12 protein-coding genes are annotated in these 12,425 nt (G+C 46.5%); 4 read left to right on the forward strand and 8 right to left on the reverse strand.

The features are described from left to right. Nucleotides 1-462 precede the first annotated feature (462 nt). The 3 genes from JI667_RS17730 to speE all read right to left on the reverse strand — a co-directional run bounded on the left by JI667_RS17730 (nucleotide 463) and on the right by speE (nucleotide 3,440). On the reverse strand, nucleotides 463-1,503 hold the full coding sequence (locus tag JI667_RS17730) for an SDR family oxidoreductase (protein WP_206857560.1): 1,041 nt from the start codon (nucleotides 1,501-1,503) through the stop codon (nucleotides 463-465). Nucleotides 1,504-1,630: 127 nt separating this feature from the next. Continuing rightward, nucleotides 1,631-2,503, reverse strand: a complete 873-nt coding sequence (speB, locus tag JI667_RS17735) for an agmatinase (protein ID WP_206857561.1) — start codon at nucleotides 2,501-2,503, stop codon at nucleotides 1,631-1,633. A 106-nt stretch (nucleotides 2,504-2,609) separates the two neighbouring features. Further along, nucleotides 2,610-3,440: a spermidine synthase gene (gene speE, locus JI667_RS17740; protein ID WP_206857562.1), complete on the reverse strand. Its 831-nt coding sequence runs from the start codon at nucleotides 3,438-3,440 to the stop codon at nucleotides 2,610-2,612. A gap of 410 nt (nucleotides 3,441-3,850) precedes the next feature. Here speE and JI667_RS17745 point away from each other — a divergent pair, with 410 nt between their 5' ends. Next, complete coding sequence (locus tag JI667_RS17745) at nucleotides 3,851-5,911, forward strand: transglycosylase domain-containing protein (RefSeq protein ID WP_206857563.1); 2,061 nt, start codon at nucleotides 3,851-3,853, stop codon at nucleotides 5,909-5,911. A 603-nt stretch (nucleotides 5,912-6,514) separates the two neighbouring features. On the opposite strand, the gene JI667_RS17750 is transcribed toward JI667_RS17745, so the two are convergent. Together JI667_RS17750 and JI667_RS17755 are read right to left on the reverse strand one after the other, a co-directional pair. Then, complete coding sequence (locus JI667_RS17750) at nucleotides 6,515-7,018, reverse strand: YwhD family protein (protein WP_206857564.1); 504 nt, start codon at nucleotides 7,016-7,018, stop codon at nucleotides 6,515-6,517. Nucleotides 7,019-7,032: 14 nt separating this feature from the next. Beyond that, complete coding sequence (locus JI667_RS17755) at nucleotides 7,033-7,638, reverse strand: site-2 protease family protein (protein ID WP_206857702.1); 606 nt, start codon at nucleotides 7,636-7,638, stop codon at nucleotides 7,033-7,035. Nucleotides 7,639-7,897: 259 nt separating this feature from the next. Between JI667_RS17755 and JI667_RS17760 the strand changes: the two genes are divergently transcribed. After that, nucleotides 7,898-8,083 (forward strand): 2-hydroxymuconate tautomerase, encoded by a 186-nt coding sequence (locus JI667_RS17760; RefSeq protein WP_034765056.1) that lies wholly within the window; start codon nucleotides 7,898-7,900, stop codon nucleotides 8,081-8,083. Nucleotides 8,084-8,497: 414 nt separating this feature from the next. Then, nucleotides 8,498-8,686, forward strand: coding sequence for a DUF4083 family protein (locus tag JI667_RS17765; protein ID WP_206857565.1), 189 nt, complete (start codon nucleotides 8,498-8,500; stop codon nucleotides 8,684-8,686). A 58-nt stretch (nucleotides 8,687-8,744) separates the two neighbouring features. On the opposite strand, the gene JI667_RS17770 is transcribed toward JI667_RS17765, so the two are convergent. The 3 genes from JI667_RS17770 to JI667_RS17780 form a co-directional block, all read right to left on the reverse strand. Beyond that, complete coding sequence (locus JI667_RS17770) at nucleotides 8,745-9,254, reverse strand: YwgA family protein (RefSeq protein WP_206857567.1); 510 nt, start codon at nucleotides 9,252-9,254, stop codon at nucleotides 8,745-8,747. Nucleotides 9,255-9,315: 61 nt separating this feature from the next. After that, nucleotides 9,316-10,617: an HD domain-containing protein gene (locus tag JI667_RS17775; protein ID WP_206857570.1), complete on the reverse strand. Its 1,302-nt coding sequence runs from the start codon at nucleotides 10,615-10,617 to the stop codon at nucleotides 9,316-9,318. A gap of 267 nt (nucleotides 10,618-10,884) precedes the next feature. Further along, nucleotides 10,885-11,109 carry a DUF1450 domain-containing protein gene (locus tag JI667_RS17780; protein WP_034765044.1) on the reverse strand — a complete coding sequence of 75 codons (225 nt, stop codon included), beginning with the start codon at nucleotides 11,107-11,109 and terminating at the stop codon, nucleotides 10,885-10,887. Nucleotides 11,110-11,355: 246 nt separating this feature from the next. Here JI667_RS17780 and JI667_RS17785 point away from each other — a divergent pair, with 246 nt between their 5' ends. Then, nucleotides 11,356-12,171 carry an RsfA family transcriptional regulator gene (locus JI667_RS17785; RefSeq protein ID WP_280515513.1) on the forward strand — a complete coding sequence of 272 codons (816 nt, stop codon included), beginning with the start codon at nucleotides 11,356-11,358 and terminating at the stop codon, nucleotides 12,169-12,171. The last annotated feature ends 254 nt before the right edge of the window (nucleotides 12,172-12,425 follow it).

The raw sequence follows: 12,425 nt of genomic DNA on the forward strand, positions 1-12,425 counted from the left end.
CGCCCCGCGGAAAGCGAGCACCTGTAGCGGAAATCAACCGCCACTCGTTACATCCAAAAGCAACAATGTTTACGAAAGCAGCCTATTAAATAGAGGGGAGGCACTTATCCGTTAGGAGATCAGGTTAAGCCCCTGTGCCGATAAATAGACGGAGAAATTCCGCTAAATAGTCATTATTTCTTCATAATAACTGAAATAGACGGAAAGATTCCGCCTATTCACTCGAAAAATAGTAAAATGGCTGATTCTTCTATGCATAAGCGGAAATTCTCCGCTTAATTATCCCGAAATAAGTTCCATTCTAGATGTAACCGGAAATTCTCCGCTTATTTTACTTATACTGGTTCTTCTATAGAGGGCGAGAGATCACGATAAAAAAACTCGCCAAGTGTACTGCGGCGAGTTCAATTCATTTCGTCAAAAAGTGCCCCACTTCATAGAAGCAAGGCACTTTGTAACTGTCTATTTTCTGATAAGCCCGTCCCGTTTCATCTGATTCACTTGATCTGTGAATGTCGTTTCGAGACTTCTATAGGTCATGCCAAGCTCTTTGATGCTTTTCTCCGTATTAAATTTCACCGGAAGCCCGACATTTTTGCTCACATAAGGTCTTGTAAGGCCCACTGCAGGTGCGATCAGCCAGATGAGAGGCTTGGGGACGACCCTGGTCGGAAGGGGATACTCGTTAGGGAAGTTCCTTTCAATCAGTTTCGCGATTTCTTTGAACGTGATTTCTCCGCCTGAAAGGATGTAGCGTCCTTTCGCTTCCGGAGTGAATGCCGCGAGCATATGGGCTTTCGCGATGTCCCTTACGTCGACGACACCTGTTGCGAGATCCGGTACGCCGGTTTTAAAACCTCCGGTCAGAAATGATAGAATCGTAGACGTGCTTGTGGAGTCTGTCCGTTTGGTGAGGGCCGGTCCCATGACGAAGGACGGATTGATGGTGACGAGATCCCAGCGGTCCTGGGATTTCACCATCTTCCAAGCTTCCTTTTCCGCCACGGTCTTGGAGTAATTGTAAGGCTGATGTTCCGTGGAACTCGTCGTATTCCAATCCTCTTCTGTGAAATGGGGTTTGCCCTTCATATCGAGATGATCCCCGAAGATCGCGACGACGCTGCTCGTCAACACTACACGCTTGACAGACTCAGCTTTATTCACGGATGACAGCACATTTTGCGTCCCTTTTTTCGCCGGCTCCACAAGTTCTTTTACTGGGTCTTTGATGCCGTTAATCAAAAATGGCGATGCTGTATGGAAGACGTACTCCGCCCCATCGGCGGCTTTATCGAAGCTTCCTTCCTTCAAAAGGTCCGCTTCGAAGAGTGTCAATGTCCCGGGAGTCGAGCTTTCGATGTCTTTAAGATGCTGGTATTTTTCTTTTTTTTGCAGGCTGCGGACGGTTGTTCTCACGTCATGACCTTGTTCCAGGAGTTCTTTCACGAGCCAGGAGGCCACAAACCCTGTTCCGCCGGTTACGAGTACGGTTGTTTGATTCATGCGATCACCCTTCTTTCGTTTTTTATACAAGAGGTCCGTCCCTCTAATTGGTTTATATGTTTAAAACTTTAAACATATAATATAAAAGCAAAGCCCCTTCTGTCAAATAGAAAGGGCTGTCAGCTGATTACTTTACCCAGCCAAGAAGCATTTCACGGATCAGCTTGCTTGCCGTGTTCGCTGTCTGCTCGGATGGGTCGTAGATCGGCGCTACTTCTACAAGGTCTGCTCCCACGACATTGACGTCTGAGTGAGCAATCGCGTGGATGGATGCCAATAATTCCTTCGATGTGATTCCGCCGCAATCCACGGTTCCTGTACCAGGAGCATGGGCAGGGTCCAACACGTCAATATCGATCGTCACATAGACAGGACGTCCTGCAAGCTCTGGAAGGATTTCCTTCAATGGCTCAAGCACCTCGAATTTCGAAATGTGCATACCGTTATCCTTCGCCCATTGGAATTCTTCTTTCATGCCGGAACGGATCCCAAATGAATAGACGTTCTTCGGTCCGATATGCTCGGCGATCTTGCGGATCGGAGTCGAGTGGGATAATGGCTCTCCTTCATACTCTTCACGAAGGTCGGTGTGAGCGTCCATATGGATGATCGCCAGGTCCGGATATTTCTTCGCGATGGCTTTCATGACGGGCCATGAAACCAGGTGCTCTCCACCCATTCCGAATGGGATCTTTCCGTCGCCCAGAACGCCGTCGATATAATCTTCTATCATATCGATGCTTCGCTGCGGATTACCGAATGGCAGTGGAATATCACCGGCATCATAGTATTTCACTTCTTCAAGCTCACGGTCTAAATACGCACTGTACTCTTCCAACCCGATCGACACCTCGCGGATACGGGCAGGACCGAAACGGGAACCCGGTCGGTAGCTCACCGTCCAATCCATGGGCATCCCATAAAGAACAACCTGGCTGTCCTCATAAGATGGATGACTCTTAATAAACACATTACCTGAATAAGCCTCATCAAAACGCATATTCTTCAACCTCTCTTTTTTAGGAGAGGGACGGACCTTTGTTAAGGTCCGTCCCTCCTTGATATTATAGGATTTCACCTTTAAATTTGAGGTCCGTCCCTCAAACTTATTTTGTCAGGTCTTTGACGAATTTCGGCAGGGCGAATGCTGCGTTGTGCAGTTCCGGTGTGTAGTATTTGGTTTCGATGTCGTGGAAACGCTCTGCCGGTACTTCGATCGGGTCGTGCTTTTTGGAGCCGATGGTGAATGCCCACAGTCCGCTTGGGTATGTCGGGATATTCGCTGTGTACAGGCGTGTAATCGGGAAGATTTCCTTCACGTCGCTTTGTACCTGGCGGATAAGATCCGCTTTGAACCAAGGGTTATCACATTGAGCAACGAAGATTCCGTCTTCTTTCAATGCTTTTGAGATTCCTGCGTAGAATCCTTTTGTGAACAGGTTGACTGCTGGTCCGACTGGCTCAGTGGAATCCACCATGATCACGTCATATTCGTTTTCACTTTTCGCGATGTGCATGAAGCCATCGCCCACTTGTACGTCCACGCGCTCGTTTTCAAGTTCTCCCGCAATCTCAGGAAGATACTTCTTGGAGTACTCGATCACTTTCCCATCGATTTCAACAAGAACGGCTTTCTTCACGCTTGGGTGCTTCAATACTTCACGGATGACGCCGCCGTCTCCTCCGCCTACAACCAATACGTTTTCTGGATTCGGGTGCGTGAATAATGGAACATGTGCCACCATCTCATGATAAACGAACTCATCTTTCTGGCTCGTCATGACCATGCCGTCAAGGAACAGCATATTGCCCCATTCTTCTGTTTCAGCCATTTCAAGATATTGAAAATCCGTTTGCTCTGTATGTAAAGTCTTCTTGATTTTCATCGTGATTCCGAAGTTTTCTGTTTGTTTCTCTGTGTACCAAAGTCCACTCATTGTTTCAACTTCCCTTCTTGTTTTCATATTTTTATCGGTTTTTCCAGCATAGGTCGATCTTCGCCGTCAAAATCATATACCACTAGTTTGAGTTTTCCCACATTCATCTAAAGGACAAGGTCAAGCGAAAGCCTGACATAACGGTCTTTACTCCTATTTATAAAAACATCCGCGTCGGACATCATTTTTATCCTTCCCTATCATGATAAATACAAACATGAGAAAAAGTATAGTGGAATCTAGCAAAATTTCAAGTGAAATTTTTTCTAAACCTTTGATGTTTAAAATCTCGTAAATCTTTTCATACTAATACTACACGTTAATCAGTATAAACCAATGCACTGATATAAAAAAATCCAAGGTCCGTCCCTCAAGAGATGCGGGCCATTGTAGAGAAAGTAGGGAGAGGTATGGAACTGATGGCTCGAATGGAGAAGACAAAGAAATATGCGAGATTTGCAGTGGTGGGGGCCCTCGCGGCTATGGTCCTCTTTATGATCGGGATCATGGGGGTTTTGATTTATGCCAAGGTACAGGGTCCCCCGCCCCTTGCCGTCCCTCAATCTACTTTGATCTACAGTGAGGACGGTTCTGTCATAGGAGAAACGAATACAGGGGAGAAGCGCTATTGGGTGGGGCTGAAGGAAATCTCGCCGGCCCTCATAGAAGCGACCATTTCCATTGAGGATAAAATGTTTTACGAGCATTACGGGTTTGATTTAAAACGGATGGCCGGAGCCGCACTCGCCGACGTCAAAGCCATGTCGAAGGTACAGGGAGCAAGTACCATTTCCCAGCAGTACGCTCGCAATCTATTTCTTTCCCATGACAAGACGTGGAAACGAAAGATCTCAGAAGCCCTCTATACGATTAGGATCGAGATGAACTACTCCAAGAAGGACATTCTAGAAGGCTACTTAAATACCATCTACTACGGACACGGAGCATACGGGGTCCAGGCAGCGAGTCAGTACTATTTCGGCAAGGACGCCAATCAATTATCCGTTTCAGAAGCGGCCATGCTCGCCGGGATACCGAAAGCACCGTCCTACTATTCGCCGGTCACCCATATGGACAATGCCAAGAAGCGCCAGGAACTCATCCTTCAGTCCATGACCGGGGACGGATTCATCTCTAAAGAGCAGCAAACCGTTTCCAAAGCAGCACCGATTCGCATCACAGGGGAACACGCTCATCAAAAGGTGGAGACCGCCCCATATTTTCAAGATGTGGTCAAAAGCATCCTGCGCTCCGATTTGGGGATCGAGGAACGCACCATCGAAATGGGCGGGCTAAAGGTTTACACGACCCTCAACCCCGTTCATCAAAAAATCGCCGAGAAAGTCGTGAAGGAACAGATTTCCGATGAATCCGATATCCAGCTTGGGTTCGTATCCATGAATCCGAAAAATGGAGATGTGACGGCTCTCGTCGGGGGACGGAATTATGAAGAAAGTCCGTTTAACCGTGCCGTACAGGCAATCCGCCAGCCGGGGTCGACCATCAAGCCGCTTCTCTACTATTCTGCTTTAAAGCAGGGGTTTACGCCCTCTACGACGATGAAAAGCGAGATGACGTCTTTCACGTTCGATAATGGGAAAAAGTATACACCACATAACTACAACAATAAATACGCAGATGGCGATATTACCCTGGCACAGGCAATCGCCCTGTCCGATAACGTCTATGCCGTGAAGACCCACCTCTTCATCGGCCAGGATACCTTGACGGAGACGGCTAAAGATAAGTTCGGATTAACCACCAAAGTGAAGAAATACCCGTCATCCGCACTCGGTACATCCGGTGCTAGAGTCATCGATATGGTCAACGCCTACAGCATCTTTGCCAACGGCGGTTACAAAGTAAAGCCCGTCTTCATCACCAAAGTGGAGGACTGGTCAGGTAACGTCATTTATGAACGTGAATCGAAAAAAGAGCAGGTATTGGACCCCGACCTGACGTATGTCATGACTCATATGCTAACGGGAATATTCGACCCCAAGCTCAACGATTACTCGACGGTGACAGGAATCCAAATTCGGAAAGACGCCACCCGCCCCTATGCAGGGAAATCCGGGACGACCAACACGGACAACTGGATGATCGGCTACTCTCCTCAACTGACGGCGGGCGTCTGGACCGGATATGACAGAGAAAAAGAAATCTCATTGGTCGACGATAAATACTATGCCAAGAAAATCTGGGTCCACTTCATGGAAGAAGCCCTGAAGGACGAACCCGTCAAAAACTTCAAACCGACAAAAGGCGTTGTCGGCGTAGCAGTGAATCCGCATAACGGACTGCTTGCAACCGAAGACTGCCCGGTGCAGCGCTTCACCTACTTCGTCAAAGGAACCGAACCGACTGAATACTGCCATGAACATCTAGGTGAGAAAGAAGAACCTAAAGAAAAAGCGCCGGAGAAAGAGAAAAAATCTTGGTATGATAAAGTGAAGGACTGGATTTTTTAACAGAAAAGCGGAAGGGGCTTGCCCTGGGGCGACAAGCATAAGACGAGTAACCCGGAAAGGCGCTCTTTGCCTTTTTGGGTTACTTGGCTTATGACCTCGAGCCCCAAGCCCCCGGAGCTGGACAGGACGAAAAGCGGAGGCGGCTCGGTCAGAGGCGACAAGCATAAGGTGAACCTACCGGAAAGGCGTTCTTTGCCTTTTTGGTAGGTTCACCTTATGACCTCGAGCCTCTAGCCGCCGGAGCTGGACACCTCGAAAAGCGGAGGCCTCTCGATCAAGAAAAAACGAGTGTTCACCATTTGGCACGAGTTTGGTCGAAGGTGGCACAAGTTTTCCCGGAATTGGCACGAGTTCGCCAGAAACTGGCACAAGTTCAACCAAAACTGGCTCAACGAAATCCTATTTTTCCCCACTAAACCTTAACCACACACGATATATCTATAAAATCAAAACGAAAGACCCCGGGTTTGTGCGAACCCGGGGTCTTTCATGTCCTAGTTTATGTGCAAACTGTGATTTAAGTGTACTTTTTTTCTTCCATAAGGGCAAGATGTGAACGACGAATTCAAATAAATGTCACACTTTGTTCACAAAAGGACATGTTTATATTTTTAACGCTTCCTTCAGCTCATCCTTTGAACGTTCCCACATGCCTTCATCATGTTTCTTTAAGAAGTCTGTAAGGATGCCTTTTGATTTGTCATCCAGATGGTCAAGGACGATCTTCCGTTTGATGGATTTATCCATATTGTTCACGTGCTCCGGCATGGACTTGTAGCCTCTTCTCTTCCCGCGGTTCACGACGAGCTCACAAGCTGTCACACCGGCATAATACGGGCCGTCTTCCATCCGGTCGATGGTCACCCAGATCAGCCAGTAAAGCTTACCGCCTGCGGAGTCCTCACGGTTATTCGTAAATTTGATTCCCTTTTCAATCGGGCTTCTTGCGTGCATGGCACCGATTTCGATTGTCGCTTCCCCTTCTTCCACATCGATCATCACAGGAGAAACATGATCAAGGCTTAATGACCCTACCCCATAGCCACCGTGGCCGTCTGTCGGATCACTTTTGATGATGTTGAATCCAATGTTCTTTTTCTTTTCCATGAAACTTCACTCCTCTAACTAAAGATTGAAAATATCGTCGTGAATATGGCACTGAATGCCTGGTTGGTTGCCGTCATTCCACCCTGTAATAACGGCCAGATCGTATATTCATCAAGCGGCGTGATCACAATGATTAAAAAGAGTAATACGCCGTATTGCTCATACTGGGACAATTTTGCCCTGACATGGTTCGGGGACAGATCTTCTATGATCCGGTACCCGTCCAGTGGAGGGAACGGCAGTAAATTAAAGACGAACAATAATACATTTAAGTAAACGATCATCTGCAAGAGATCGATGATGAACGGCGGCACACCGACACCACCCGTCACCCCTACAAAAAAGTAAAAGATCCCAAATGCAATAAACGCAAGCAGGAAGTTACTCAGTGGCCCGGCAACGGATACAAGCACACCCGCCAAACGCGGATTTTTGAAGCGGGATCTCATGACCGGAACCGGTCGTGCCCAGCCAAAGCCTGCAATTAATATTAAAAGGGTCCCGAACGGGTCCAGATGTTGAATCGGGTTTAGTGTGAGTCTTCCTTGATCCTTCGCTGTCGTATCCCCGAATTTATATGCCACGAAGGCGTGGGCAAACTCATGGACCGTAAAGGCCATGATGAGGGAAATCACCACAAACGGAAGCTCTTCCAACCGAAAGACGGAAATCGACTCAAAAAGTGAGCTAATGGTATCCAAAGTATGTATACTCCTTTAAAAAAAATGATTTACTTCCTTATTCCATAGTATACAGAAAAATTCCTGCATTCATGACAAGATCCTATCAAACTTGCTCTCTGATCCCCTACCCATTACATTTAAAGAGTACGAGCCTACCACAGATTGTACCAAATCCCAAAGCAAGGAGCGAATCATAATGCCTTATATCACCGTCAAAATGCTCGAAGGCCGTTCAGAAGAACAAAAACGCGCCCTCGTCGAAAAAGTGACCGAAGCCGTCAGCGAAACAACGGGAGCCCCTGAAGAAAAGATCGTCGTCTTTATTGAAGAAATGACAAAAGGTCACTATGCCGTCGGCGGCAAAAGATTAAGCGATCAATAACCTGTCTAAGTCTGCCTGTTCTCCAGGCAGGCTTTACTTTATCCCTCCAAATGGATCTTTTCAGAAGGCTGTTTTCGTAAACATTGTTGCTTTTGAATGTAACGAGTGGCGGTTGATTGCAGCGAGTGGTGCTCACTCTAGAGGGTGAAGGGAACTGCGTAGACTCCTACGGAAAACGGGCGTGCCGAGACCCCGGAAGCGGTTTTTGCTGAGGAGGGTCGGCCGAACGTCCGTGGAAAACGGGACTGTTCCCTTCACCCTCCTGCACCACATCCTACATGACAGAGCATCGTAAATCTTAGTTTGTGTGCGAATAGCAACAATCTTTGCGAAAACACCCATTCAGAAAAATGGGGTACCATTCTCATCTGAAGAATACGATATACCATACACATACGGAAAGGATAGAGTGAAATGGACTTCAATATCGGTGACGTCATCTTCCAATTGTTCATGGTGGCTCTCCTGTTAGCCATTGTCATATTCGCTTTTGTGTTGGCAAAAGGATTGCGGAATAAACGGCTCCAGCAGCGGAAACAAGATGAACAAATTGAAGAAAAGCTTGATCGGATCATTGAAAAACTGGATCACACGCCTAAATAGTGTGAAAAGGGGATCCCCTCAAAACGGGCGATCCCCTTGTCTCATATAAGAACGTTCTCTACTGAACGATTTTTTTCGTTTTTAATCCTTCGATGTAGGCGAAGGCTTCGTCTATTTCTTCTTCTGTATATTTCTGCTTGCTCTTGAGTGTGAATACTTTCTCCACGACTTCTTCTTTAGGAAGGTTGTCAAAATATAATACGGTTGAAACCAGTTCAAGGAAGCGTGCTGATTGGACGTTCATATCCGTGAGGCAATCCTTCAGAAAAGGCATTTCTTTTTCATAGATCTGCAGGAAGTCTTCCCCTTCTTTCGTGACCGTGTAGCGATATTGGTAGTATCCGCCCTTTTTCTCCTTTACTTCCGAGATGAACCCCATATTGCAGAGTTCCTCGACCCGAAGCGTCAATTCTTCCGAGTACGGACCATAAAAATGAAATTGGAATTTTTCCTGAAACGGGAATTCAAGCTTCTTGGCGATGAATATCATCTTCTGAAGCTTCTTCCTTCCCACCACTTCACCCGAGGCTAAGAAGGCACTCATCAGTTTTGCATGATCTTTCAACAATGTACGTCATCTCCTACTCCTAGTATTGCATATATCAGATCCTCATTGGCTGTAGTGTCCTTTATGTCAGTTCTAGAATCTTTCTTATTTGTCTCTTAATATTCTTCCTCGTTGATTCGTCATATAGTAAATCCACTGGATAGTATAATTTGTGATCGGTCCGGCGCTTTCCGGAGATGGAATCCACAATGTCCGACTGTCTGGACAATTCGCGCAGTTCCTCATTCTTCATCAGCAGATGGATCGGGAGCCTCTCCTCTTCCTCGCCCGGCCTGTAGAAATCGTATGGAAGGTCTGAAGATGAGTCCACCACCAGGTAGTAATCTGGATTGATTCCCGCCTTTTTGAAGAGGGCTTCAAGCTCACTGTGCTTCTTGTATTCCTTCGCAGGATCGAACTCCACGTACTTGAAGAGATTCCGGTTCATGAACCGCTCGCACAGGTCCCGTAGAATCGGATCTTCTTCTTCCTGCCAAATTTGAAAATAATACATGATGACCGCTTCATCCAGCTTTAGATAGTCCTGAAGCGACACTTCCCCTTCAAACAGGGAGTAGAAATGGATCGGGCTTTGCTTGAAGGAGTAGGACTCTTCATGAAGCTCCTTCGCCCTATGTAAAATCTTCGTCAGGATGACTTCGGCACTTCTCGTAACCGGATGGAAATACACCTGCCAGTACATCTGATAGCGGCTCATGATGTAATCTTCCACGGCATGCATCCCGCTCTGCTTGATTACGACCTGATCCTCACGGGGCCTCATGACGCGAAGGATCCGCTCCATGTCGAAATGTCCGTAGCTCACACCGGTAAAATAGGCGTCACGCTGCAAATAATCCATGCGGTCTGCATCGATCTGGCTTGAAATGAGGCTGACGACCAGCTTGTTTCTATACGTCTTCGCAATCACTTCTGCCACATGCTTCGGAAAATCCGGCGCCACCTTGCTTAGAACCGCATTCACCTCGGTATCCCCTAGTATAATGGCCTGGGTGAAATGCTCGTGATCAAGATGGAACACTTTTTCAAAGGAATGGGAAAACGGCCCGTGCCCGAGATCATGCAATAACGCCGCACATAGGGACAATAAACGTTCATCCTGGTTCCATTCAGGCCTTCCTGCGAAGACATCATCCACGATCCGGCGGATGATCTCATATACGCCAAGAGAATGGTTGAACCGGCTATGCTCCGCCCCATGAAAGGTCAAGTAGGTGGTCCCGAGCTGCCTGATTCTGCGGAGTCTCTGGAACTCCTTCGTACCAATCAGATCCCAAATCACGCGATCCTTTACATGAACATACCGGTGAACAGGGTCTTTAAATACTTTTTCTTCATGTAATTTCTGCTTGGCATACTCCATCTTCTACCCTCTTCCTAAACTAGCATATTTCTATTATAGCGACTTACGTCCTGGTCTTCATCTCGAATTTTGTCGAAAAAAATAGGTATTTCGCTTCTGACTGATCATTCCCAAGCGTTCCGATTCCATCAAAAAAAGTTGGACGCTTGACAAAGAACCCCTCCTCATTTAATTCTCTGCCTCTTAACTAGTTTCCTTTTCCTTCAGGATGCAAACCTGAATTTTTTCAAAAGAAAAGAAAAAACTTCCTCAGGTGGAAGTTTCCCTTTATTTCTTTATTTTCTTGATTACCTTTTCCATAAGCTCTTCTTCAGTCAACGCCGCTACAGGACGATTATTCACAAACGCGAATGTTTTTTTGCGCCCTGGACCACAATAGGATTGGCACGCAATGTCGATTGGTGCATCCGGGTCGATTTCTTTTAATTTCGGAATCAAGGTCTTTAGGTTAACGGCCTGACAATCATCGCAAACACGAAATTCGTTTGCCATCTGTCCCCAACCCTTTCTATCTATTGAAATGGATATTATTCATCGTAAACATCGATTTATAGAATACAGTCTTCTGTCATGATTTGCAAGAAAACATCGTTTCCAGCTGGTGGAAAGCCCATGGTTCCAACGAAACTAGCAGACAGAAAATAATTTTAGCATATTCGTATAAAAACGGTGAAAATGGTCCATCCTTTTATCAACGAATACTTTTAAGAAAACTTTGGGAGTTGAGATGAAATGATGATGAAAACAAGACAGGATGCCTGGACAGAAGAAAACGATCTATTATTAGCTGAAACGGTCTTACGTCATGTCCGTGAAGGCAGCACTCAATTAAATGCCTTTGAAGAAGTCGGGGACAAACTGAACCGTACGTCCGCCGCATGTGGATTCCGCTGGAACGCCGTCGTTCGCCACCAGTACGAGAAAGCTCTTCAACTAGCAAAAAAACAACGCAAGCAGCGCCACCGCATTCTCGGTAAAGATCAAGGCGGCAAGAAAAAGCTGCTCTATCAGCCACCGACGCCTTCATTCGAAGATTTAGATGCTATGTCTCTATCAATGTCTGAAGCTGAAGAAGAAATGGAATTCGCCGAGTACGAAAACTACGTGCCTGAAACGGAACAGCTTGGGAAAGAAACCGAACAAGCACCGCAGAACTATGAGATGGAAGCAAGTGAGGAACAAGTCCATGTTAAAGAGCAGGCCCCTGCCCCTAACCATGTGGTGAAGCCATCCGGATTAAAAGGGGAAGTGACACTCGAGAAAGTGATTGCCTTCCTGCAGAACCTGGCCCAAACCAACATGAACTCAGACTACGTAAAGATCGAAAACCAACGATTGAAGCAGGAAATTTCCGACATACGCAGGGAAAACGCCGAACTTGAAAAGAAAGTCAAAGCCCTTGAAAACAATTCCGTCACGATGCAGGAAGACTACGAAACACTGATGCAAATCATGAATCGTGCCAGAAAACTTGTCGTGTTCGACGAAGATGAGTCAAAGGCTCCCCGGTTTAAGATGGATCGGAACGGTAATTTAGAAAAAGTGGCTGAATAACGTGCTCCCCAACCAGTGTGCCTGTGGGCGTGCTGGTTTTTTATTTGAAATGAAGAGAATCTCTTTCTACAAAACTTAAAGTTTGTCCTTCAAAGCCTATTTTAGCTGAAAATGCGATGCTTTAGAGCGGTAGATCGGCTTAAAAAGGGGGGAGTCTCATCACGATTGCGTCAATTTCCAATGTATTGCGCCAAAATAGGGGATGATTGCGTCATTATTAAATTTATTGCGTCATTCTCTGCTCGGATAGCGTC

This window comes from Bacillus sp. NTK074B (assembly GCF_017303375.1).
GTDB lineage: Bacteria > Bacillota > Bacilli > Bacillales > Bacillaceae_B > Rossellomorea.

What these genes read in the sequence shown, in the direction of transcription:
- JI667_RS17730 (WP_206857560.1), bottom strand. Translation starts at nt 1,503, where the DNA reads ATGAATCAAACAACCGTACTCGTAACCGGCGGAACAGGGTTTGTGGCC.
- speB (WP_206857561.1), bottom strand. Translation starts at nt 2,503, where the DNA reads ATGCGTTTTGATGAGGCTTATTCAGGTAATGTGTTTATTAAGAGTCAT.
- speE (WP_206857562.1), bottom strand. Translation starts at nt 3,440, where the DNA reads ATGAGTGGACTTTGGTACACAGAGAAACAAACAGAAAACTTCGGAATC.
- JI667_RS17745 (WP_206857563.1), top strand. Translation starts at nt 3,851, where the DNA reads ATGGAACTGATGGCTCGAATGGAGAAGACAAAGAAATATGCGAGATTT.
- JI667_RS17750 (WP_206857564.1), bottom strand. Translation starts at nt 7,018, where the DNA reads ATGGAAAAGAAAAAGAACATTGGATTCAACATCATCAAAAGTGATCCG.
- JI667_RS17755 (WP_206857702.1), bottom strand. Translation starts at nt 7,638, where the DNA reads ATGGCCTTTACGGTCCATGAGTTTGCCCACGCCTTCGTGGCATATAAA.
- JI667_RS17760 (WP_034765056.1), top strand. Translation starts at nt 7,898, where the DNA reads ATGCCTTATATCACCGTCAAAATGCTCGAAGGCCGTTCAGAAGAACAA.
- JI667_RS17765 (WP_206857565.1), top strand. Translation starts at nt 8,498, where the DNA reads ATGGACTTCAATATCGGTGACGTCATCTTCCAATTGTTCATGGTGGCT.
- JI667_RS17775 (WP_206857570.1), bottom strand. Translation starts at nt 10,617, where the DNA reads ATGGAGTATGCCAAGCAGAAATTACATGAAGAAAAAGTATTTAAAGAC.
- JI667_RS17780 (WP_034765044.1), bottom strand. Translation starts at nt 11,109, where the DNA reads ATGGCAAACGAATTTCGTGTTTGCGATGATTGTCAGGCCGTTAACCTA.
- JI667_RS17785 (WP_280515513.1), top strand. Translation starts at nt 11,356, where the DNA reads ATGAAAACAAGACAGGATGCCTGGACAGAAGAAAACGATCTATTATTA.